We start from the raw sequence: 22,740 nt of genomic DNA on the forward strand, positions 1-22,740 counted from the left end.
CATGCCTGACGAGACCGACAAGTCGTCGATCCTCGGCCCGGCCGCAGGCTTCGGCGTGACCTTCAAGGCCATGTTCAAGCCGCGGCTGACCGAGCAGTACCCGGAGGAGAAGAAGCCCACGGCTCCTCGCTTCCACGGTCGCCACCAGCTGAACCGGCACCCGGACGGCCTGGAGAAGTGCGTCGGCTGCGAGCTCTGCGCCTGGGCCTGCCCGGCCGACGCGATCTACGTCGAGGGCGCGGACAACACCGACGAGGAGCGCTACTCGCCCGGTGAGCGGTACGGCGCGGTGTACCAGATCAACTACGCCCGCTGCATCCTGTGCGGGCTGTGCATCGAGGCCTGTCCGACCCGGGCGCTCACCATGACCAACGAGTACGAGCTGGCCGACTCCTCCCGGGCCGACCTGATCTTCACCAAGGAGCAGCTGCTGGTGGGGCTCACCGAGGGCATGGTGGAGGCCCCGCACGCCTACTACCCCGGGGCCGGCGAGAGCGCCTACTACCTGGGCGAGATCACCCAGGCGGCGCCGGGCACGGTCCAGCAGCAGAAGACCGACCGGGAGCGGGAGGTGCAGGGATGACCTCCACCGGAGAGGCGGTCCAGTTCTGGATCCTCGCCGTGCTCGCGGTCGGCGGCGCGCTCGGCACGCTGCTGATGAAGAAGGCGGTGCACAGCGCGCTCTGCCTGGCCACCACCATGATGGCGCTGGCGGTCTGCTACCTGGCCCAGGGCGCGGTCTTCCTGGGCGTGGTGCAGGTCGTGGTCTACACCGGCGCGATCATGATGCTGTTCCTGTTCGTGGTGATGCTGGTCGGCGTCACCTCGGCCGACTCGCTCAAGGAGCAGCTCAAGGGCCAGCGGGTGGCCGCGGTGGTCTGCGGTCTCGGCTTCGGCGTCCTGCTGATCGCCGGTATCGCCAACGCCAAGCTGTCCACCTTCGCCGGCCTGACCGAGGCGAACGCCGAGGGCAACGTGCAGGGCCTGGCCCGGCTGCTGTTCACCGACTACGTCTGGGCCTTCGAGCTGACCGGCGCGCTGCTGATCACCGCGGCGGTCGGCGCGATGGTGCTGACCCACCGCGAGCACGTCCGGGCGCCGCTCACCCAGCGGCAGTTGGCGGCCCAGCGGGTCAAGGACAACATCCAGCTGCCGCCGCTGCCCGCCCCCGGCGTCTACGCCCGGCACAACGCGGTGGACATCCCGGCCCTGCTGCCGGACGGCACCATCAGCGAGGACTCGGTGATGAACACGCTGCGCGAGCGCGGCCAGATCCGCGACGTCAGCCGCGACATGCTGGACCGGATGGCCGAGCTGGAGGCGAGCACCGCCGACTGGCTGGACCGCCCGCAGTCGGCCCGGCCGCCGGTGACCGGTCCGCGCAAGGCGCTGGAGACGGTCCCGCAGAAGTCGGAGGACGAGGCGTGAACCCCGTCAACTACCTCTACCTGTCGGCCCTGTTGTTCACCATCGGTGCCTCCGGCGTGCTGATCCGGCGGAACGCGATCGTGCTCTTCATGTGCGTCGAGCTGATGCTCAACGCCTCCAACCTGGCCCTGGTCACCTTCTCCCGGCTGCACGGCAACCTGGACGGGCAGATCATCGCGTTCTTCACCATGGTGGTCGCCGCGGCCGAGGTCGTGGTCGGCCTCGCCATCATCGTGTCCATCTTCCGGTCCAGGCACTCGGCTTCGGTCGATGACAGCAACCTGATGAAGCTGTAGGCGGAGGGCCCACGGTGAACTCACTCATTCCGCTGCTCGTGGCGGCCCCGTTGCTCGGTGCTGCCCTGCTGCTGCTCGGCGGTCGGCTGTTCGACCGCTACGGGCACTGGCTCGGCACCGCGCTGGCCGCCACCTCGTTCGGGCTCGGCCTGGCACTGTTCTCGGACATGCTGGGCCGGGACGCCGAGCACCGCTCGGTCTCCCAGCGCCTCTTCACCTGGATCGAGGTCGGCGGCTTCAAGGCCGACATCGCCTTCCAGCTGGACCAGCTGTCGGTCACCTTCGTGCTGTTGATCACGGGTGTCGGCACGCTGATCCACATCTACTCGATGGGCTACATGGCGCACGACCCGCGCCGCCGTCGCTTCTTCGCGTACCTGAACCTCTTCCTGGCCGCCATGCTGCTGCTGGTGCTGGCGGACAACTACCTGCTGCTGTACGCGGGTTGGGAGGGCGTGGGGCTGGCCTCGTACCTGCTGATCGGCTTCTGGCAGCACAAGCCGAGCGCCGCGGTGGCCGCCAAGAAGGCCTTCCTGGTGAACCGGGTCGGCGACCTCGGGCTGTCGATCGGCATCATGCTGATGTTCACCGAGTTCGGCGACCTGAGCTTCGGCGGCGTCTTCGGCACCGCCGGCCAGGCGAGCGAGGGCAAGCTCACCGCGATCGCGCTGATGCTGCTGCTGGCCGCCTGCGGCAAGTCCGCCCAGGTGCCGCTGCAGTCCTGGCTCGGTGACGCGATGGAGGGCCCGACCCCGGTCTCGGCCCTGATCCACGCGGCCACCATGGTGACCGCCGGGGTGTACCTGATCACCCGGTCCAGCGTGATCTTCAACCTGGCCCCCGACGCCCAGACCGTGGTCGTGGTGGTCGGTGCGGTGACGCTGCTGTTCGGTGCGATCGTCGGTTGCGCCAAGGACGACATCAAGAAGGCGCTGGCCGGCTCGACCATGTCGCAGATCGGCTACATGGTGCTGGCCGCGGGCCTCGGTCCGATCGGCTACGCCTTCGCCATCATGCACCTGGTGACGCACGGCTTCTTCAAGGCCGGGCTGTTCCTCGGTGCCGGGTCGGTCATGCACGGCATGAACGACGAGGTGAACATGCGCCACTACGGCGGCCTGCGGAAGTACATGCCGGTCACCTTCGTCACCTTCGGCCTCGGCTACCTGGCGATCATCGGCTTCCCCGGCCTGTCCGGCTTCTTCTCCAAGGACCAGATCATCGAGGCGGCGTTCGCCAAGGGCGGTACCGAGGGCTGGATCCTCGGCGTCTGCACCCTGGTCGGCGCGGCCGTCACCGCGTTCTACATGACCCGGGTGATGATCCTGACCTTCTTCGGCGAGAAGCGCTGGCAGCCCGATGCCGAGGGCCACGAGCCGCACCCGCACGAGTCGCCGGCCAGCATGACGCTGCCGATGGTCGTGCTCGCCTTCGGCTCGGTCTTCGCCGGTGGACTCTTCGCCTTCAACGAGTCCTTCGTCGGCTGGCTGGAGCCGGTCACCGGGCTGGCCCACGGCGACTCGCCGCTGAACGCCACCACGGTCACCGTGCTCACCTCGGTCTGCGTGGCCGCCGGTGTGCTGCTGTCCTGGCTGATGTACGGCCGCTCCCAGGTGCCGGTCACCCCGCCGGTGGGCTCGCTGCTCACCCGGGCGGCCCGCCGCGACCTGCTCCAGGACGACTTCAACCACGCCGTGCTGGTCCGCCCCGGCTCCGCCCTGACCGCCTCGCTGGTCTACGCCGACAGCAAGGTGGTGGACGGCTTCGTGAACGGCCTCGCCGCCGCGATCGGGGGCCTCTCGGGCCGGCTGCGCCGGGTCCAGACCGGATACGTCCGGACGTACGCGCTCTCGATGTTCGGCGGCACCCTGGTGCTGGTCGCCACCACTCTCCTGATGAGGTCCGTCTGATGACCAGTCAACTTGCATGGGAGGTACGGCGATGAGCTACCTGCTGACCGCCACCTGTGCCGTCCCGGCGGCCGGGGCGGTGCTCACCGCGGCGCTGCCGGGCGGTACCACCGAGGCCCGCCGCCGGACGGCGAAGCTCACCGCGATGGCCGTCTCCACGGCCGCCCTGGTGCTGGCCGTGCTGGTCGTGGTCCGGTACGAACCCGGTGGCGCCCGCTACCAGTTGACCGAGTCGTACAGCTGGATCAGGTCCTTCGGGATCAGCTTCTCGCTCGGGGTGGACGGGATCGGCGCCGTGCTGGTGCTGCTCACCGCCGCGCTGGTGCCGATCGTGCTGCTGGCCTCCTGGCACGACGCGGAGCCGATCCAGAACCCGGACGGCACGTTCGAGAACCTGCGCCGGACCCAGGGCTTCTTCGCCCTGGTGCTCGCGGTCGAGGCGATGGTGGTGGTCTCCTTCCTGGCCACCGACGTGTTCGTGTTCTACGTCTTCTTCGAAGCCATGCTGATCCCGATGTACTTCCTGATCGGCGGCTTCGGCGACCGGGCCGGCGGTCCGGACGCGAGTGCCCAGCGCTCGTACGCCGCCGTCAAGTTCCTGCTCTACAACCTGCTCGGCGGCCTGGTCATGCTGGCCGCGGTGATCGGGCTGTACGTGATCGCCTCCGGGCAGGGGTTCGCCACCTTCGACCTGCCGACGCTCACCCGGGCGATCGCCGACGGCAAGCTGGTGATCGACCCGACCGCCGAGAAGGCGCTCTTCCTGGGCTTCTTCTTCGCCTTCGCGGTCAAGGCCCCGCTCTGGCCGCTGCACACCTGGCTGCCGAACGCGATGGGCGAGGCCACCGCCGGGACGGCCGTGCTGATCACGGCGGTCGTGGACAAGGTCGGCACCTTCGCGATGCTGCGGTTCTGCCTCGGCCTGTTCCCGGACGCGTCCACCACCTTCGGGCCGGTGATCCTGGTGCTGGCCCTGATCGGGATCGTCTACGGCGCGCTGCTGGCGGTCGGTCAGAAGGACATCAAGCGCCTGGTCGCGTACGCCTCGATCTCGCACTTCGGCTTCATCATCATGGGGATCTTCGCCTTCACCACCCAGGCGCAGAGCGGTGCCACCCTCTACATGGTGAACCACGGCATCTCCACCGCCGCCTGGATGCTGGTCGCGGGCTTCCTGATCTCCCGTCGGGGCTCGCGCCTGATCAGCGACTTCGGCGGGGTGCAGAAGGTCGCCCCGGTGCTCGCGGGCACCTTCCTGATCGGCGGCCTGGCCACCCTCTCGCTGCCCGGGCTGGCCCCGTTCGTGAGCGAGTTCCTGGTCCTGGTCGGCACCTTCGCCAAGTACCCGGTGATCGGGATCGTCGCCACCCTGGGCATCGTGCTGGCGGCGCTGTACGCGCTGCTGCTCTACCAGCGCACCATGACCGGTCCGGTCAAGGAGGGCGTGGCGGGCATGAAGGACCTGAAGGTCCGTGAACTCGCCGTGGTGGCCCCGCTGGTGGCGCTGACCATCCTGCTGGGCGTCTATCCCAAGCCGCTCACCGACCTGGTCAACCCGACCGTGGACGCCACCCAGACCCAGGTCCAGCAGTCCGACCCGGCACCGGCCCACCCGGTCGCCGCCACCACCGGAGGTGAGCACAAGTGAGCGGTTGGCTCGCCGCCGCGGGCGGCAACAGCCCCAGCATCCCGGCGCCGCACATCGAGTACGGCCAGCTCTCGCCGATGCTGATCGTCTTCGGCGCCGCCCTGCTGGGCATCCTGGCCGAGGCGTTCCTGCCCCGCCGGGCCCGGTACGGCACCCAGGTGACGCTGGCCCTGCTCGGGCTGGCGGCCGCCTTCGGCGCCGTGGTGGTGCTCGCCGCCCAGGGCCACGGCACCACCGGGGCCGGGCTGCTGGCGATGGGCGCGGTCGCCATCGACGGCCCCGCGCTGTTCATCCAGGGCGTCATCCTGCTCACCGCCGTGGTGGCCGTGCTCACCTACGCCGAGCGCCGGCTGGAGCCGCGCCTGAACGGCAACGCGGTGGACGCCTTCGCCCCGCAGGGCGCGGCCGTCCCCGGCAGCGAGCAGGAGCGGCAGGCCGCCACGGCCGGGTTCGCCTCCACCGAGGTCTTCCCGCTCACCCTGTTCGCGGTCGGCGGCATGCTGCTCTTCCCGGCCGCCAACGACCTGCTGACCATGTTCATCGCGCTGGAGGTCTTCTCCCTCCCGCTCTACCTGCTCTGCGCACTGGCCCGGCGCCGCCGGCTGCTCTCGCAGGAGGCGGCGGTCAAGTACTTCCTGCTCGGCGCCTTCGCCTCGGCCTTCTTCCTGTTCGGGACCGCGCTGCTGTACGGCTACGCGGGCACCGTCCGGCTCGGCGAGATCGCCGACGTGGTGTCGGGTGTCGCCCAGGTGACCCCGGCGCTGGCCGGCTCCACCCAGAACGACGCGCTGCTGCTGATCGGCCTGGCGATGATCTCGGTCGGCCTGCTCTTCAAGATCGGTGCCGTCCCGTTCCACTCCTGGACCCCGGACGTCTACCAGGGCGCGCCGACCCCGGTCACCGGCTTCATGGCGGCGGCCACCAAGGCGGCCGCGTTCGGCGCCTTCCTCCGGCTGTTCTACGTGGCCTTCCCGGGCCTGCGCTGGGACTGGCGGCCGGTCATGTGGGGCGTGGCGATCCTGACCATGGCGGTCGGCGCGGTGCTGGCGGTGACCCAGCAGGACGTCAAGCGCCTGCTGGCGTACTCCTCGGTCGCGCACGCCGGGTTCATCCTCACCGGGGTGATCGCCTCCAACAAGCAGGGCATCGGGGCGGTGCTGTTCTACCTGGCCGCGTACTCCTTCGTCACCCTCGGCGCGTTCGCGGTGGTGACGCTGGTGCGGGACTCCAAGGGGGAGGCCACCCACCTCTCCAGCTGGGCCGGTCTGGGCCGGCGCTCGCCGCTGCTGGCGGCGGTCTTCGCGCTCTTCCTGCTGGCCTTCGCCGGCATCCCGCTGACCTCGGGCTTCACCGGCAAGTTCGCGGTGTTCCAGGCGGCGGCGGCCGGCGGCGCCACCCCGCTGGTGATCGTCGGTGTGCTCAGCTCGGCCGTCGCGGCCTTCTTCTACATCCGCGTCATCGTGCTGATGTTCTTCTCCGACCCGCGCCCGGGCGGGCCCGCCGTGGCCGTGCCCAGCGTGCTCACCAGCACCGCGATCGCGCTCGGCGTGGTGGTCACGCTGGTGCTCGGTCTGGCGCCGCAGTACTTCCTCGACCTGGCCTCCTCGGCTTCGGTCTTCACGCGTTGAGTCGTGTCGACGGGGCCCGTAGCCGCAGGCTGCGGGCCCCGTTTCGTATACACGAGCACGCCCGTGCAGTGATCCACTCGCGACCGGATACCCTCCTAGTAGTAGGCCAGCGGCGGCACTCAGGGACCGGGCCGCGATTCGACCAGGGACAGGAGTGGTCTGCGTGACCGTCGTGGGGCCCTTCGGGCTGAGCGTGCAGGACCGCGATCTGACCAGCGACGTCCAGGCCGGCATGGATGCCGTGGAGGCTTCCCTGGCCGAGACGGTCAAGAGCGACGTCCCGTTCATCACCGTCACCGCCAGCCACCTGATCGAGGCCGGCGGCAAGCGGTTCCGCCCGCTGCTGGTGATGCTGGCGGCGCAGTTCGGCGACCCGTACGCCCCCGGTGTGGTGCCGTCCGCCGTGGTGGTCGAGCTGACCCACCTGGCCACGCTGTACCACGACGACGTGATGGACGAGGCCCCGGTCCGGCGCGGTGCGCAGAGCGCCAACTCCCGCTGGGACAACTCGGTCGCGATCCTGACCGGCGACTTCCTGTTCTCGCGCGCCTCCCAGGTGCTGGCCGACCTCGGCCCGGAGGCGGTCCGGATCCAGGCCGACGCCTTCGAGCGGCTGGTGACCGGTCAGATCCTGGAGACCGCGGGACCGACCGCCGAGGACGACCCGCTCCAGCACTACCTGGCCGTGATCGCAGGCAAGACCGGTTCGCTGGTCGCCGTCTCCTGCCACCTCGGCGCGCTGATGGCCGGGGCCGCCCCGGAGACGGTCGAGATCCTCCGCCTGTACGGCGAGCGGATGGGCACCGCGTTCCAGCTCGCCGACGACGTGCTCGACATCGCCAGCGACGGCCACGAGTCCGGCAAGACCCCCGGCACCGACCTGCGCGAGGGCGTGCCCACGCTGCCGATCCTGCTGCTCCAGCAGATGCCGGTGGACCCGGCCGACCCCGAGGACGTCCGGCTGCGCGAGCTGCTGACCCTCGACCTGGCGGCCGACGACGAGCTGCACGCCGAGGCGCTCAAGCTGCTGCGCCGTCACCCCGCGCTGGAGCGGGCGCGCCGGGACACCCTGCGCTACGCCGAGGAGGCGCGCGCGCTGCTCGCCCCGCTGCCGGAGTGCCCGGCCAAGGCGGCCCTGCAGGGCCTGTGCGACGCGGTGGCCATCCGCACGATGTGACGGACCGTCGGATGAGGGAGACTGGGCGCCGTCCACTCGCTCGCTCCGAAAGGCCGTCATGCTCCGTGTCGTCATCGCCGAGGACTCCGTGCTGCTGCGCGAGGGCCTGACCAGGCTGCTCACCGACCGGGGCCTGGAGGTGGTCGCCGGCGTCGCCGACGGCGAGTCGCTGGTGCGCACCGTGCAGGAGCTGGCCGCCATCGGCGAGCTGCCCGACGTGGTGGTGGCCGACGTCCGGATGCCGCCCACCCACACCGACGAGGGCGTCCGGGCCTGCGTCACGCTGCGCGGGCTGTTCCCGGCGCTGGGGGTGCTGGTGCTGTCCCAGTACGTCGAGGAGAAGTACGCGGGCGAGCTGCTGGCCGGCTCCACCCGGGGGGTCGGCTACCTGCTCAAGGACCGGGTCGCCGAGGTCAGGGAGTTCGTCGACGCCGTGGTCCGGGTCGCCGACGGCGGCACCGCGCTGGACCCGGAGGTGGTGCAGCAGCTGCTCAGCCGCAGCCGCAAGGGCGACGTGCTGGCCAAACTGACCCCGCGCGAGCGCGAGGTGCTCGGGCTGATGGCCGAGGGGCGGACCAACGCCGCGGTGGCCCGGCAGCTGGTGATCTCCGACGGTGCGGTGGAGAAGCACGTCAGCAACATCTTCCTCAAGCTGGGCCTGGGCCAGAGCCCGGAGGACCACCGCCGGGTGCTGGCCGTCCTGACCTACCTCCAGTCCTGACCGGCAGGGTATGGACTCCACCCGCGTCAACGTTGTGAACGGGTGGCGGCCCCGCCGTTTGGCCTGAAGTTCCGGTACGTCCGGGGTCCGGCCGCCTAGGATGCGAAGCAGTGCACCAGGCGGACGGGGCACACGGCTCACGCCCGCGGCTGGCGCCCACGAGGAGGTCCGCGGCAGTGACCAGTCAGGTGGATCAGGCAGAGGCAGTGGACGGCTCGGACGACGGCGAGGACCGCTCGGGGCCGGTGCCGCCGCCCGGCGGCCGACAGCGGGTCGCGAAGCCGATCCGGCGGCTGGACCGGGTGATCATCCGGTTCGCCGGCGACTCGGGCGACGGCATGCAGCTCACCGGCGACCGCTTCACCTCGGAGACGGCCTCGTTCGGCAACGACCTCTCCACGCTGCCGAACTTCCCGGCCGAGATCCGGGCCCCCGCCGGCACGCTGCCGGGCGTGTCGTCGTTCCAGCTGCACTTCGCGGACCACGACATCCTGACCCCCGGCGACGCGCCGAACGTGCTGGTCGCGATGAACCCGGCCGCGCTCAAGGCCAACCTGGGCGACCTGCCGCGCGGCGCCGAGATCATCGCCAACACCGACGAGTTCACCAAGCGGGCGCTGGCGAAGGTCGGTTACGCGGCCGACCCGCTGGGCGACGGCTCGCTGGAGGCGTACCACGTGCACCGGGTGCCGCTGACGGCGCTCACGCTGGAGGCGCTCAAGGACTCGGGGCTGGCCCGCAAGGACGCCGAGCGGGCGAAGAACATGTTCGCGCTCGGGCTGCTGTCCTGGATGTACCACCGGCCCACGCACGGGACGGAGGCGTTCCTGCGCACCAAGTTCGCCAAGCGGCCCGAGATCGCCGAGGCCAACATCGCCGCGTTCCGGGCGGGTTGGAACTTCGGTGAGACCACCGAGGACTTCGCGGTCTCCTACGAGGTGGCCCCGGCCCGGCTGCCGGAGGGCACCTACCGCAACATCTCCGGCAACCTCGCGCTGTCCTACGGCCTGATCGCGGCCGGGCAGCGCTCCGGCCTGCCGGTCTTCCTCGGCTCGTACCCGATCACCCCGGCCTCGGACATCCTGCACGAGCTGTCCCGGCACAAGAACTTCGGCGTCCGGACCTTCCAGGCGGAGGACGAGATCGCCGGCATCGGCGCCGCGCTCGGCGCCGCCTTCGGCGGGGCGCTCGGCGTCACCACCACCTCGGGCCCCGGGGTGGCACTGAAGTCGGAGACCATCGGCCTGGCGGTCTCGCTCGAACTCCCGCTGCTGGTGGTCGACATCCAGCGCGGCGGCCCCTCCACCGGGCTGCCGACCAAGACCGAGCAGGCCGACCTGCTGCAGGCGATGTTCGGCCGCAACGGCGAGGCGCCGGTGCCGATCGTGGCCCCGGCCACCCCGGCCGACTGCTTCGCCGCCGCCCTGGAGGCGGCCCGGATCGCGGTCACCTACCGGACCCCGGTCTTCCTGCTCTCGGACGGCTACCTGGCCAACGGCTCGGAGCCGTGGCGGATCCCGGCGGTGGACGAACTCCCGGTGATCGAGCCGGACTTCGCCACCGGGCCGAACCACGACGGCGAGTTCTGGCCGTACCAGCGCGACCCGGCCACGCTGGCCCGCCCGTGGGCGGTGCCCGGTACGGCGGGCCTGGAGCACCGGATCGGCGGGATCGAGAAGCAGGACGGAACCGGGAACATCTCCTACGACCCGGCCAACCACGACTTCATGGTCCGGACCAGGCAGGCCAAGATCGACGGCATCGACGTGCCCGACCTGGAGGTCGACGACCCGTCGGACGGCGCCCGGGTGCTGGTGCTCGGCTGGGGCTCCACCTACGGCCCGATCACCGCGGCGGTCCGGCGGGTCAGGGCCGACGGCGGCCAGGTCGCCCAGGTGCACCTGCGCCACCTCAACCCGTTCCCGGCGAACCTGGGGTCGATCCTCAAGAGCTACGACAAGGTGATCGTCCCGGAGATGAACCTCGGGCAGCTGGCGCTGCTGCTGCGGGCCAAGTACCTGGTGGACGCCGAGTCCTACAACCAGGTGCGCGGACTCCCGTTCAAGGCGGCCCAGTTGGCCGACGTCCTGTCCGCCGCCATCGGCACCCTGGAGGAGAACTGATGGAGAGTCTTCGGCTGGTCCCCAAGGCGGAGGCACTGCAGACCGCCAAGGAGTTCAAGACCGACCAGGAGGTGCGCTGGTGCCCCGGCTGCGGGGACTACGCGATCCTGGCCGCGGTCCAGTCCTTCATGCCCGAGCTGGGCATCCGCCGGGAGAACACCGTCTTCGTCTCCGGGATCGGCTGCTCCTCCCGGTTCCCGTACTACATGAACACCTACGGGATGCACTCGATCCACGGCCGCGCCCCGGCGATCGCCACCGGCCTGGCGGCCTCCCGGCGGGACCTGTCGGTCTGGGTGGTGACCGGTGACGGGGACGCGCTGTCGATCGGCGGCAACCACCTGATCCACGCGCTGCGGCGGAACGTCAACCTGAAGATCCTGCTGTTCAACAACCGGATCTACGGTCTGACCAAGGGTCAGTACTCGCCCACCAGCGAGGTCGGGAAGATCACCAAGTCCACGCCGATGGGCTCGCTGGACCACCCGTTCAACCCGCTCTCGCTGGCGATCGGCGCCGAGGCCACCTTCGTCGCCCGCACCATCGACTCGGACCGGCAGCACCTGACCTCGGTGCTCCGGGCCGCGGCCGAGCACCAGGGCACCGCGCTGGTGGAGATCTACCAGAACTGCAACATCTTCAACGACGGCGCCTTCGAGGTGCTCAAGGACCCGGGCACCCGGGACGAGGCGCTGATCCGGCTGGAACACGGACAGCCCGTCACCTTCGCCGGCCGGGGCGTCTTCCGGGACGCGCTCGGGGAGCTGTACGTCGCCCCGCTGACCGAGCAGAACCAGGCGCAGGTGCTGGTGCACAACGCCCACCACCCCAACCCGGCGCTCGCCTTCGCGCTCTCCCGGATCGCCGACGCGGACACCCTGCACCACACCCCGATCGGCGTGCTCCGCGCGGTCGGGCGGCCGGTCTACGACGACCTGATGGGCGATCAGCTCGACCAGGCCGTGGCCCAGCGCGGCGCGGGCGACCTGGGGGCGCTGCTGAACGGCAGCGACACCTGGACGGTGGTCTGACCCGGCCCCGCGGTACGACGCCCGCTGACCCCGCCCGGGGTCAGCGGGCGTCGTACGCCTGGCGGGCCACCAGCACGTCGGGGGTCTGCCGCTCCACCCAGTGCGCCAGCCCGGCGACCAGCCCGGCCGCCTCGGTGCCGGCCCCGGTGAGGCGGTAGTCGACCCGGGGCGGGATCACCGGGTGGGCCTCGCGGTGCACGAAGCCGTCCCGCTCCAGGTTCTGCAGGGTCTGCGCGAGCATCTTCTCGCTCACCCCCGCGACCCGGCGGCGCAGCTCGCTGAACCGGTACTCCCGCTCGGTCAGGGCGATCAGCACCAGCACGCCCCAGCGGCTGGTGACGTGCTCCAGCACGCCCCGGGACGGGCACATCCGGTCGTTGACGTCGGCCGGCGGCATCAGCTCTGCACTTACCTTCATGTCAGTACCCTACTTTGAAGTGCGTACTTCCGATTGGTAAGTCCAGTACATACGGTAAGTCCAGTCAGCACAAGAGCCCACGCAGGGAGAACGTCATGATCGTCGTCGCCGGAGCCACCGGACAGCTCGGCCGCCTGGTGGTCGAGGGCCTGCTCGCCAAGGTCCCCGCCACCGAGGTCGCGGTCGCCGTCCGTTCCGCCGAGAAGGCCGCCGACTGGGCCGCCCAGGGCGTCGACGTCCGGGTGGTCGACTACGACCGCCCCGAGACGCTGGCCGCCGCCTTCGGCGCCGGTGACAAGGTGCTGCTGATCTCGGGCAACGCGGTCGGCGCCCGGGTGCCGCAGCACACCGCCGTGGTCGAGGCCGCCAAGGCCGCCGGGGTGGCGCTGTTCGCCTACACCGGCGTGCTGGGCGGCGACGACGCCAACTTCCGGCTGGCCGACGAGCACAAGGCCACCGAGGCGGCAATCCTCGCGGCCGGCCTGCCCTACGTCTTCCTGCGCAACGGCTGGTACACCGAGAACTACACCGCCAACGCCGCCGTCGCGCTGGAGCACGGCGCCGTGGTCGGCAGCAACGGCGACGCCCGGATCGCCACCGCCTCCCGCCGCGACTACGCGGACGCCGCGGTCGCGGTGCTGACCGGCGAGGGCCACGAGAACCGGGCCTACGAGCTCAGCGGCGACACGGCCTGGAGCTTCTCCGAGTACGCCGCCGAGCTGGCCGCCCGCTCCGGCCGGCCGGTGGTCTACCGCGACGTGCCGGCCGAGCAGCACCACGCGGTGCTGGTCGGTGCGGGCCTGCCGGAGGGCTTCGCGGCGATCCTGGTCGACGTCGACGCGGCCATCGCCCGGGGCGAGCTCGCCCGCCACCAGGGCGTGCTGAGCGGGCTGATCGGCCGCCCCACCACGCCGCTGGCCGAGACGGTCGCGGCCGCGGTCTGACCCGTCCTGACATGTCATGAGTAAAACCTTGATACGGAGATGACAGTCCGCCCTCCGTGCCGCTACCTTCAGTCGGGAATCAGCGCGCGCGGAGGGCAGGCCGGTCGATGGCAGCACAGCAGCAGGCCGGTGGCGGCAACGGCGGCGGGAACGGGATCGGGTACGGCTTCGCCGCGTACGGGATCTGGGGGCTGTTCCCACTGTTCTGGCCGCTGCTGGAGCCGAGCGGCGCGGTCGACATCCTGGCCAACCGGATGACCTGGTCACTGGTGGCCGTCGCCCTGATGCTGCTGGTCCAGCGGAAGTGGGCCTGGATCAGGCCGCTGCTGGCCCAGCCCCGCCGGCTCGCGCTCTCGGTGCTGGCCGCGATGACGATCTCGGTCAACTGGGGCGTCTACATCTGGGGAGTGAACTCCGGCCACGTGGTGGAGACCAGCCTCGGCTACTTCATCAACCCGCTGGTCACCATCGCCTTCGGCGTCCTGCTGCTGCGCGAACGGCTGCGCACCGCCCAGTGGGCGGCGGTCGGCGTCGGGGTGGCCGCGGTGGTGGTCCTCACCGTCGGGTACGGGCGGCTGCCCTGGATCGCGCTCACGCTGGCGTTCTCCTTCGGCACCTACGGTCTGCTCAAGAAGAAGGTCGCGCTCGGCGGGATGGAGAGCTTCGCGCTGGAGAGCGCGGTGATGTTCCCGTTCGCCGTCGCCTTCCTGATCTGGCTCGCGGTCCGGGGCGAGGGCAGCTTCGCGGTCTCCGGCTGGGGCCACTCCGGGCTGCTGATGCTCAGCGGGGTGATCACCGCGATCCCGCTGCTCTGCTTCGGCGCCGCCGCCCTGCGGGTGCCGCTCAGCACGCTCGGGCTGCTCCAGTACCTGGCGCCGGTGCTCCAGTTCCTGATCGGCATCACCGTCTTCGGCGAGCAGATGCCGCCCGCCCGCTGGGCCGGGTTCGCCCTGGTCTGGCTCGCGCTGGCGATGCTGAGCTGGGACGCGCTGCGCCGGCTGCGGCGGAGCCGGGCGGCCCTGCCGCAGCCCCGCACCGCCCCCGTGGACGAACCGGCGCGGGCCGTCTCCGGCTGACGCTCCATCAGGTCGGACGGGTCTGTGAAGAACTCGTTTCCGGATCTCCTCAACCGGGCCGCTCTCCTGCTAACGTCCGGGGTGCCGCAGCTCCAGCGGCCCGGCCGCAGGAGGTGTGGCGATGGTGCAGCTCCCGGTGCAGCCCGTCCGGCGGGTGCCGGCCGTCCGCCGCGGGACGGACGCCGCCGAGACCGGCGACCTGCTGCTCAGCTCCGAGCGCCCCGGTGGCCCCGTCACCATCTGCTGGCAGCGCCGGGGCCACTCACCGATCACCCTGGAGTCCCCCTACCGGCTGGACCGGGTCGAGCTCAGGGGATCCCCCCGGGCCCGCCTGCACGGCCTCACCGCAGGCGTCCGGCTGGTCTGCCCGGACTGGTCCCCGCTCTTCCTGGTCTCCCCGGCCCAGCTCGCGGTGCTCGCCTGCGCGGCCGCGACCTCTCGCACCACCTAGGCCGTGATGTCGCGGCTGGTGAAGCGGGCCCAGGCGGCGGAGCCGAAGACGGCCACGTAGACGGCCTGGAGGCCGAGGTTCTGCAGCACGTTGTCCCAGTGGATCGGCTGCCGGAGCAGGTCGCCGAAGCTGAGCCAGTGGTGGGTGAACAGGTAGGGCTGGATGGCGTGCAGCTGGGGGAAGGTGTCCAGGATCTGCACCGTGATCACCAGCACCACGGTGGTGGCCATCGCGGCGATCCCACTGCCCGTCAGGGTGGAGACGAACAGGCCGATCGCGACCAGGCCGGCCAGCGAGGCGGCCACCACCAGGGCGATCAGCACGGCCCGGAGCAGGGCGGTGCCCGGCCCGACGGTGTCGCCGGAGAGCAGGGTGACCTCGCCGAGCGGGAACAGGGCCGCGCCGGTGGCCAGGGCGGAGAGGGCGACGGCCAGGGTGGCGGCCAGGCAGAAGGTCATCCCGGCGGCGAACTTGACCAGCAGCAGCCTGGTCCGCCCGGCGGGGGCGACCAGCAGGTAGCGCAGGGTGCCGGAGGCGGCCTCGCCGGCGATCGAGTCACCGGCCACCACGCCCACCGTCATCGGCAGGAAGATCGGCAGCGTGACGGCCAGCGAGGTGAAGACCAGGAACAGGCCGTTCTGGGTCACCTGGGCGATGAAGGCGGGACCGCCGCCACCGCCGCCGGACTCGTCCGTCTGCCACTTGATCACCAGGCCGATCAGCACCGGCAGCCCGGCCAGGATGGCCAGCAGGGTGATCGTCCTGGCCCGGCGGAAGGTCAGCCCCAGCTCGCTCCGGAACAGCGACAGCGACCCGCGTACGGACGCCGCGGCGGCCAGTGGCCGCGTCTCAACCAGCGACATCGAAACCCTCCCCGGTCAGTGCCACGAAGGCGTCCTCCAGTGTGCCGCGCTCGACGCCGAAGCCGTGCACCCGCACCCCGGCCTCGACCAGCGCGGCGCAGAGCTTCGGCAGCTCCTGCTCGCCCGGTGGCGGGGTGCCCTGCACCCGGTCGTCGGCGCTGCTCAGGTCGGCGACCTGACGGCCGGTCAGCACCTCGGTGGCCAGCGCGACGTCCGGGGTGCGGACCACCAGCCGGCCCTGGGCGCGGGCGGCCAGCTCGGCCACCGTGCCCTGCACCAGCAGCCGGCCCTTGGACATCACGGCCGCGTGGGTGCAGACGTGCTCGATCTCGTCGAGCAGGTGGGAGGAGAGGAAGACCGTGGTGCCGTCCGCCGCCACCTCCCGGATCAGGGCGCGGATCTCCCGCATGCCCTGCGGGTCGAGGCCGTTGGTGGGCTCGTCCAGCACCAGCAGCTCGCGCGGCCGGAGCAGGGCGGAGGCCAGGCCGAGCCGCTGCTTCATCCCGAGCGAGTACGCCCGGGCCTTCTTGCCCGCCGCCGCCGTCAGGCCGACCCGGTCGAGCGCCTCGTCGACCCGGCGGGACCGGGTGCGCGGGTCGGTGGTCGGGTCGGCGGCGTCGATCCGGGCCAGGTTGTCCCGGCCGGAGAGGAAGCCGTACAGCGCCGGGCCCTCGATCAGGGCGCCGACCCGGGGGAGCACCGAGGAGACCGCGCCGGGCATCGGCTCACCGAGCACGGTGGCCACCCCGGCGGTGGGGGCGATCAGGCCCATCAGCATCCGGATGGTGGTGGTCTTGCCGGAGCCGTTTGGGCCGAGGAAGCCGAACACCGAGCCCCGGGGGACGGCCAGGTCCAGGCTGTCCACCGCGAGCTGGCCGCCCCGGAACCGCTTGGTCAGCCCGCTGGTGCGGATCACGTCCGCCGAAACGGCCGGGCGGCTGTCCGCCGCCCGGCCGTCCGACTGCTGGAGCAGGGCCACTACGGCTTCACCCCGGCCGCGTTCTGCAGCACCTGCGGGGTGACCGCGCCGGCGAAGACCCGGCCGTCGTCGGTGAGCAGCACGTTCAGCACCTTGGTGCCGATCAGGGTGCCGCCGCCGACCGGCTTGCCGAGCGCCTTGGCGAAGGAACCGCCGTCGCCCTGCGGCAGCTTGGCGGTCAGCACGGTCGCCCAGCCCTCGCCGACCAGGTCGACCCCGCCGGCCCCGGGCAACTGCGCCGGACGGTGCTCGGCCGCGGCGGCGGTCGCGTCGCCGGCCGACCGCTCGGTCACCCGGGCGCCCTTGGGGGCGGTGAACTTGAAGGTGGAGGCTGCGGGCTTGCTGAACGAGACCTCGCTGAAGTGCACGTCCAGCACCTTGGAGCCGTCGGTCGAGCGGATCAGCACGGCCAGCGGCACGCCGTTGTCGGCCGCCACCGAGATCCGCACCTCGGCGATGGTCGAGCCGCTCTGCCTGGGCTTCACGCTCAGCTGGTACGCCTTCTGCCCGGCCACCTCGGCGGTGCCGGCCACGGTGACCGAGGTCGACTCCGCGCTCAGGGTGAGGAAGCGGCGGGCCGCGTCCTGCGGGGTGACCGGGAGGGGCGTCTTCGGGTGCTCGGCCCGGGCGGCCTGAGGGCCGGTCAGGTGGACGGCGTCGTTGCTCCGGCTGTCCCAGGCCCAGAGCTCGCCGCCGTTGTGCACCAGCTCGTAGCCGGTCAGGCCGCCGATCAGGCCGATCCGCTGCCGGTCCGGACCGTCCACCGCGACCTGGAGCGTGTGCTCCCCGCCGAGCAGTTCGAGCAGCTTGGTCTCCGGCGCGGCCTGCGAGCCGCGCTCCTTGCCGCCTCCGTCGTGGCCGCCGGCCGCGCCGGGCAGCGCCCCGCCGAGCAGCTGGGCGGGCACCCCGAGATCGGCCTTGACCTTCACCGTGCCCGACAGTGCCTCGGCCTCGGAGCCGAGCGCCTTGGCCACCACCTGCTCCGCCGTCAGGGCGGGCAGCGAGGGCCCGGAATCGCCGGCCATCGCGGGCACCAGACCGATCCCGGCGGCCGTCAGTGCCACCACCCCGACCGGCACCAGCACCCGGGCGGTGGTGCGTCGCCCGGACCGGTACGGCCTCACTTCGTCCACCATGACTGCTACCCCTCGTTGTCAGATGTCCTGCCCTGCCCAACCATTAGAGCCCGCGCGGGGTTCCCCCGGCATCGCCCTGGAGGGCCGGATCTCCGTACGACCACCGGCCCACGTGACCCTGACCCCACATCAGGGTTACGTCATCCGCACGTAGTAACCGCTGGGTATGGTCGGCCTCATGAATGCTACGGATGACCGGCCGTCCGCACCGACCGCCTCCTCGATGCGCCGGGCGCTGCGCCGGGCCAGGGACGGGGTGGCCCTGGACGTGGCCGAGGCGGCGGTGCTGCTCCGGGCCCAGGGCGACGACCTGGCGGACCTGTGCGCCACGGCGGCCCGGATCCGGGACGCCGGGCTGGCCGAGGCCGGGCGGCCCGGGGTCATCACGTACTCGAAGAAGGTGTTCATCCCGCTCACCCGGCTGTGCCGGGACCGGTGCCACTACTGCACCTTCGTCACGGTGCCGGGCAAGCTCCGCAAGGACGGCCACGGCCTCTACCTGTCGCCGGACGAGGTGCTGGAGATCGCCCGGCAGGGCGCGGCGATGGGCTGCAAGGAGGCGCTGTTCACGCTCGGGGACCGGCCGGAGGACCGCTGGCCGGAGGCCCGCGAGTGGCTGGACGCGCACGGGTACGACGACACCCTGTCCTACGTCCGGGCGATGTCGATCCGGGTGCTGGAGGAGACCGGGCTGCTGCCGCACCTCAACCCCGGGGTGCTGAGCTGGACCGACTTCCAGCGGCTCAAGCCGGTCGCGCCCTCGATGGGCATGATGCTGGAGACCACCGCGACCCGGCTCTGGTCCGAGCCCGGCGGCCCGCACCACGGCTCGCCGGACAAGGAGCCGGCCGTCCGGCTGCGGGTGCTGGAGGACGCCGGCCGCAGCGCGGTGCCGTTCACCACCGGGGTGCTGATCGGCATCGGGGAGACCTACGAGGAGCGCGCCGACGCCCTGTTCGCGATCCGCCGCACCGCCCGCCGCTACCACGGCGTGCAGGAGGTGATCGTGCAGAACTTCCGGGCCAAGCCGGACACCGCGATGCGGGCCATGCCGGACGCCGAGCTGGAGGAGCTGGCCGCCGCGATCGCGGTCACCAGGCTGGTGCTCGGCCCGTCCGCCCGGATCCAGGCGCCGCCGAACCTGGTGGACCAGGAGTACCCGCTGATCATCGGCGCCGGCATCGACGACTGGGGCGGCGTCTCGCCGCTGACGCCCGACCACGTCAACCCCGAGCGCCCCTGGCCGCAGATCGAGGAGCTGGCCGAGCGGACGGCGGCCCAGGGCTTCGCACTGCGCGAGCGGCTGACGGTGTATCCGGAGTACCTGCTGCGCGGCGAGCCCTGGCTGGACCCGCGGATCATGCCGCACGTCCGGGCGCTGGCCGACCCGGAGACCGGGCTGGCCCGGGCGGACGCGATGCCGGTCGGCCTGCCCTGGCAGGAGCCGGAGGACCTGCCCGCCTCGTCCGGGCGGACCGAGCTGCACCGGGAGATCGACACCGAGGGGCGGACGGGCGACCGCCGGGCCGACTTCGAGGAGGTCTACGGCGACTGGGAGGAGCTGCGGGCCCAGGTCGGCAGCTCCGCGCCGGAGCGGCTGGGCGGCGACCTGCGGCAGGCGCTGGCCGTCGCGGCCGACGACCCGGTCCGGCTGACGGACGCTCAGGCGCTGGCGCTGTTCGGGGCCGACGGGGCGGCGCTGGACGCGCTCTGCGGCATCGCCGACGCGGTCCGCCGGGACGCGGTCGGCGACGAGGTCACGTACTGCGTCACCCGGAACATCAACTTCACCAACGTCTGCTACACCGGCTGCCGGTTCTGCGCCTTCGCCCAGCGGCGGACGGACGCCGACGCCTACACCCTCTCGCTGGACCAGGTCGCCGACCGGGCCGAGCAGGCCTGGGGGGTCGGCGCCACCGAGGTCTGCATGCAGGGCGGCATCCACCCCGACCTGCCGGGCACCGCGTACTTCGACATCGCCCGCGCGGTGAAGGCCCGGGTGCCGGGGATGCACGTGCACGCCTTCTCGCCGATGGAGGTGGTCAACGGGGCCACCAGGACTGGTCTTTCGATCCGGGACTGGCTGGCCGAGGCGAAGGCGTCCGGGCTCGACACCATCCCCGGCACGGCGGCGGAGATCCTCGACGACGAGGTGCGCTGGGTGCTCACCAAGGGCAAGCTGCCCGCCGCGACCTGGGTCGAAGTGGTCACCACCGCACACGAGTTGGGCATCCGCTCGTCCTCCACCATGATGTACGGGCACGTGGACGGGCCGCAGCACTGGCTCGGCCACCTGCGGCTGCTGGCCGAGATCCAGCAGCGGACCGGCGGCTTCACCGAGTTCGTCACGCTGCCGTTCATCCACACCAACGCCCCGGTCTACCTGGCCGGGATCGCCCGGCCGGGACCGACCATGCGGGACAACCGGGCGGTGATGGCGATGGCCCGGCTGCTGCTGCACCCGCACATCACCAACCTCCAGACCAGCTGGGTGAAGCTGGGCGCCGAGGGCGCGGCGGAGATGCTCCGCTCCGGCGCCAACGACCTGGGCGGCACCCTGATGGAGGAGACCATCTCCCGGATGGCCGGCTCCGCCTACGGCAGCTACATGTCGGTCCGCGACCTGGAGGCGATCGCCGAAGCGGCCGGGCGCCCGCACCGCCAGCGCACCACCACCTACGGCGAGGTCCCGGCCGAGCGCCGGGCGGCCGCCCTGGCCTCGGACGGGCACCTGCCGCAGCTGCTCCCGGTGCTGGAGTGACCCGTCGGACAGGCGCTAGTCCGCCGGGGGGCCGTAGCGGACCTCGACGGTGAGTTCGCCGCCCTCCCAGACCCCGGCCGCGGCGGTGTTGCCGAGGACGGTGAGCAGGGCGTCGGAGTTCTGGGTGAACAGGCAGACCCGGTCGCCCGGTTCGAAGCCGCGCGGGGCGACCCCGTCCGGGACGGAGAACCGGGGCTGCGCCATGCAGGCGGCATGGGTCGGCGGCTGGCCGGGGTCGAGGTAGGCCCCGGCGTTCCAGACGCCCTTGATCGCGGCGTACTCGGACCCCTTGTCGGTTTTCCCGGTCCAGCCGAAGGTGGTCCGGGGGCTCCACTCGGCGTCGCCGACCGCGTGGTCGGGGCCGGGGGTCCCGGTGTCCAGGTGCTGGCCGCGCTGCAGCGTGATCCGGTACGGCCCGCCGGTCCACTCGGCCACCGCGACCTGTGTCGGTGTCGGGCTCGGTACCGGTGAGGGCGGCGGGGGCGGCGCCGTGGTCGAACGGGTGGTGCCGGGACTCGGCGGCTGGGTGGTGGGCCCGGGGGTGGCGGTCGGCAGGCCCGAGGGCGTCGGCGAGCCGGGCGGCACCGGGGTCGGGTTGTGGGACTCCCCGGGCCCGGGCCCGGGCGGGGTGGCGGTCGGCGGCCCCGGCGCCGGCACGGTCGCGGCGGGCGAGGACGAACCGCCGCCGCCCGCCGCAGTCGTGGCCGGCCCGGGCTGCGGGCCCTGGAGCAGGGCGGTGATCCAGAACGCACCGCCCCCCACCACGACGGCGGTGGCGAGGACCAGCAGTGCGACGACGCCCGTCCTGAGCCGGGCGTTGTGCAGGTTGAGGACCCCTCCCATGAAGACCGGGCCGTGGTACTCGCCGTCGTGGATGGTGTTCTCGGTCGAATCGCTCACGGTGGCCCCCCGGCCCTCGCACTCGTGATCCCTGTGAGCGAGTTCTGCCCCGTCGCGGGCCGATCCAACTCCCGCTGCGGGTACGAAACTTCGGCGCGGTCAGCCGACCAGGAGCCGGTCCCGGAGGGCGTTCAGACCGCGGCGGTCGAGGCCGAGGCCGTCCTTGAGGTAGCGGTCGAAGGAGCCGTACTTGGCCTGCACCTCGTCGAAGCCCGCGTTCAGGTACTCGGCGCGGACGTCCAGCAGCGGCTTGTAGATCGCCTGGTACGCGGGCGGCAGCTGGGACAGGATCGCGGCGTTGGCGGCGGCCCGGTAGTCGTTGCTGGCCAGGTAGTCGGCCTCGACCGTGGTGCGCGGGACGCCGAGCGCGGTGAGCAGCGCGGCGTTCGCCCAGCCGGTGCGGTCCTTGCCCGCGGTGCAGTGGAACAGGATCGCGCCCCGGTCGTCGGCGGCCCCGAGCACGCCCCGGTAGGCGGACTTGGCGCTGTCGGCGGAGACCATGACCCGCTCCGCGTCGACCATCGCCTGCACGGCGGCGGCCGGGCTGGTGACGTTGAAGGCGCCGGTGTCGGCGACCCCGAGCACGTTGGCGTTCACCACGGTGGCGCCGGCCGGGATGCGGTCGGGGGCGCTCTTCTGCTCGGCGGGGGTGCGCAGGTCGAAGATCTGCCGGATGCCCAGGCGCCGGAGCTTGGCCAGGTCGGCGTCGGTCAGCTTGCTGAGGTCGTCCGAGCGGTAGACCTCGCCGAGCTTCACCCAGCGGCCGTCGGCGGTGCGGTAGCCGCCCGCGTCACGGAAGTTGGGGGCGGAGGCCAGGTGCAGCGAGCGGTCGGCGACGGTCAGCGACTCGCCGCGGTCCGGGACCAGCTCGAAGAACCAGCGGTCGGCGGCGGCCAGCCCGGTGACCTTCACGGTGGCCGAGCCGGTGCCCCGGGCGACGGGGGTGCGGTGCCGGATGCCGTCCCGGTCGGTGCCGGCGTACACGGTGACCCTGCGGGTGCCGGGGGCGGTCCAGTTGAGCGTGAACGAGCCGTCCGCCTGCTGGGTCGCGGTGGCGGCGGTGAACGGGATGCGGTGCGCGGACTGCTGGGCGGAGTGCCCGGGTGCGTCGGCCAGGGCGGGGGAGGCGGCCAGCGCGGCGGTGCCGAGGGTGAGCGCGCCGGTGAGGGCCACGGCGACGGCAAGACGGGAGCGGGTGGTGGTCATGGTGCGGACGTTAGGAAGCCCGGGCCGGGGTCCGGTGGCCGCCG

20 protein-coding genes are annotated in these 22,740 nt (G+C 72.1%); 14 read left to right on the top strand and 6 right to left on the bottom strand.

Annotation, left to right across the window (positions count from 1 at the left end):
- The first annotated feature begins 1 nt into the window (after position 1).
- The 10 genes from nuoI (at position 2) to ABT118_RS21305 (ending at position 11,962) form a co-directional block, all read left to right on the top strand.
- Entirely contained in the window at positions 2–583 is a 582-nt protein-coding gene (nuoI, locus tag ABT118_RS21260) for an NADH-quinone oxidoreductase subunit NuoI (RefSeq protein WP_350670938.1), read from the top strand.
- Positions 580–1,428 carry an NADH-quinone oxidoreductase subunit J gene (locus tag ABT118_RS21265; RefSeq protein ID WP_350670942.1) on the top strand — a complete coding sequence of 283 codons (849 nt, stop codon included), beginning with the start codon at positions 580–582 and terminating at the stop codon, positions 1,426–1,428. The genes nuoI and ABT118_RS21265 overlap by 4 nt, the downstream gene beginning before the upstream one ends.
- On the top strand, positions 1,425–1,724 hold the full coding sequence (gene nuoK, locus ABT118_RS21270) for an NADH-quinone oxidoreductase subunit NuoK (protein WP_057227572.1): 300 nt from the start codon (positions 1,425–1,427) through the stop codon (positions 1,722–1,724). The genes ABT118_RS21265 and nuoK overlap by 4 nt, the downstream gene beginning before the upstream one ends.
- Before the next feature lie 14 nt (positions 1,725–1,738).
- Positions 1,739–3,634 carry an NADH-quinone oxidoreductase subunit L gene (gene nuoL / locus ABT118_RS21275; RefSeq protein WP_350670948.1) on the top strand — a complete coding sequence of 632 codons (1,896 nt, stop codon included), beginning with the start codon at positions 1,739–1,741 and terminating at the stop codon, positions 3,632–3,634.
- Positions 3,635–3,665: 31 nt separating this feature from the next.
- Positions 3,666–5,282, top strand: coding sequence for an NADH-quinone oxidoreductase subunit M (locus ABT118_RS21280; RefSeq protein WP_350670952.1), 1,617 nt, complete (start codon positions 3,666–3,668; stop codon positions 5,280–5,282).
- Positions 5,279–6,910 (top strand): NADH-quinone oxidoreductase subunit NuoN, encoded by a 1,632-nt coding sequence (gene nuoN, locus ABT118_RS21285; RefSeq protein ID WP_350670956.1) that lies wholly within the window; start codon positions 5,279–5,281, stop codon positions 6,908–6,910. The genes ABT118_RS21280 and nuoN overlap by 4 nt, the downstream gene beginning before the upstream one ends.
- Positions 6,911–7,073: 163 nt before the next feature.
- Complete coding sequence (locus ABT118_RS21290) at positions 7,074–8,087, top strand: polyprenyl synthetase family protein (RefSeq protein WP_350670961.1); 1,014 nt, start codon at positions 7,074–7,076, stop codon at positions 8,085–8,087.
- Between the two features lie 58 nt (positions 8,088–8,145).
- A complete protein-coding gene (locus ABT118_RS21295; RefSeq protein ID WP_350670964.1) occupies positions 8,146–8,808 on the top strand; it encodes a LuxR C-terminal-related transcriptional regulator in 663 nt (220 codons plus the stop codon).
- Between the two features lie 176 nt (positions 8,809–8,984).
- The gene (locus tag ABT118_RS21300) at positions 8,985–10,931 is read left to right on the top strand and encodes a 2-oxoacid:acceptor oxidoreductase subunit alpha (RefSeq protein WP_502884623.1); all 1,947 of its coding nucleotides are present in this window, start codon (positions 8,985–8,987) and stop codon (positions 10,929–10,931) included.
- Entirely contained in the window at positions 10,931–11,962 is a 1,032-nt protein-coding gene (locus ABT118_RS21305; RefSeq protein WP_350670974.1) for a 2-oxoacid:ferredoxin oxidoreductase subunit beta, read from the top strand. Before ABT118_RS21300 ends, ABT118_RS21305 begins: the two co-directional genes overlap by 1 nt.
- A 40-nt stretch (positions 11,963–12,002) precedes the next feature.
- Here ABT118_RS21305 and ABT118_RS21310 read toward each other — a convergent pair whose 3' ends face one another.
- The gene (locus ABT118_RS21310; RefSeq protein WP_350670980.1) at positions 12,003–12,380 is read right to left on the bottom strand and encodes a winged helix-turn-helix transcriptional regulator; all 378 of its coding nucleotides are present in this window, start codon (positions 12,378–12,380) and stop codon (positions 12,003–12,005) included.
- A gap of 95 nt (positions 12,381–12,475) precedes the next feature.
- On the opposite strand from ABT118_RS21310, the gene ABT118_RS21315 reads away from it, so the two are divergent.
- The 3 genes from ABT118_RS21315 to ABT118_RS21325 all read left to right on the top strand — a co-directional run bounded on the left by ABT118_RS21315 (position 12,476) and on the right by ABT118_RS21325 (position 14,851).
- A complete protein-coding gene (locus tag ABT118_RS21315) occupies positions 12,476–13,324 on the top strand; it encodes an SDR family oxidoreductase (protein WP_350670983.1) in 849 nt (282 codons plus the stop codon).
- A gap of 107 nt (positions 13,325–13,431) precedes the next feature.
- Positions 13,432–14,400, top strand: coding sequence for an EamA family transporter RarD (gene rarD / locus ABT118_RS21320; RefSeq protein WP_350670987.1), 969 nt, complete (start codon positions 13,432–13,434; stop codon positions 14,398–14,400).
- A gap of 121 nt (positions 14,401–14,521) precedes the next feature.
- Positions 14,522–14,851 carry a hypothetical protein gene (locus ABT118_RS21325; protein WP_350670991.1) on the top strand — a complete coding sequence of 110 codons (330 nt, stop codon included), beginning with the start codon at positions 14,522–14,524 and terminating at the stop codon, positions 14,849–14,851.
- Here the strand turns inward: ABT118_RS21325 and ABT118_RS21330 are convergent.
- The 3 genes from ABT118_RS21330 to ABT118_RS21340 are packed head-to-tail and all read right to left on the bottom strand — an operon-like array spanning position 14,848 to position 17,829.
- The gene (locus ABT118_RS21330; protein ID WP_350670994.1) at positions 14,848–15,714 is read right to left on the bottom strand and encodes an ABC transporter permease; all 867 of its coding nucleotides are present in this window, start codon (positions 15,712–15,714) and stop codon (positions 14,848–14,850) included. The two genes, ABT118_RS21325 and ABT118_RS21330, sit on opposite strands and share 4 nt — an antisense overlap.
- Positions 15,701–16,687: an ABC transporter ATP-binding protein gene (locus ABT118_RS21335; protein WP_502884625.1), complete on the bottom strand. Its 987-nt coding sequence runs from the start codon at positions 16,685–16,687 to the stop codon at positions 15,701–15,703. The genes ABT118_RS21330 and ABT118_RS21335 overlap by 14 nt, the downstream gene beginning before the upstream one ends.
- Positions 16,688–16,692: 5 nt before the next feature.
- Entirely contained in the window at positions 16,693–17,829 is a 1,137-nt protein-coding gene (locus tag ABT118_RS21340; RefSeq protein ID WP_350670998.1) for a LolA family protein, read from the bottom strand.
- A 178-nt stretch (positions 17,830–18,007) separates the two neighbouring features.
- Between ABT118_RS21340 and ABT118_RS21345 the strand changes: the two genes are divergently transcribed.
- Positions 18,008–20,590, top strand: a complete 2,583-nt coding sequence (locus ABT118_RS21345) for a bifunctional FO biosynthesis protein CofGH (RefSeq protein WP_350671005.1) — start codon at positions 18,008–18,010, stop codon at positions 20,588–20,590.
- Positions 20,591–20,605: 15 nt separating this feature from the next.
- Here the strand turns inward: ABT118_RS21345 and ABT118_RS21350 are convergent, their stop codons facing one another.
- Both ABT118_RS21350 and ABT118_RS21355 read right to left on the bottom strand, forming a co-directional pair.
- Positions 20,606–21,490, bottom strand: coding sequence for a hypothetical protein (locus ABT118_RS21350; protein ID WP_350671010.1), 885 nt, complete (start codon positions 21,488–21,490; stop codon positions 20,606–20,608).
- A gap of 99 nt (positions 21,491–21,589) precedes the next feature.
- The gene (locus tag ABT118_RS21355) at positions 21,590–22,696 is read right to left on the bottom strand and encodes a tyrosine-protein phosphatase (protein WP_350671014.1); all 1,107 of its coding nucleotides are present in this window, start codon (positions 22,694–22,696) and stop codon (positions 21,590–21,592) included.
- Between the last annotated feature and the right edge of the window lie 44 nt (positions 22,697–22,740).

This window comes from Kitasatospora sp. NPDC002040 (genome assembly GCF_040296785.1).
Classification (GTDB): domain Bacteria; phylum Actinomycetota; class Actinomycetes; order Streptomycetales; family Streptomycetaceae; genus Kitasatospora.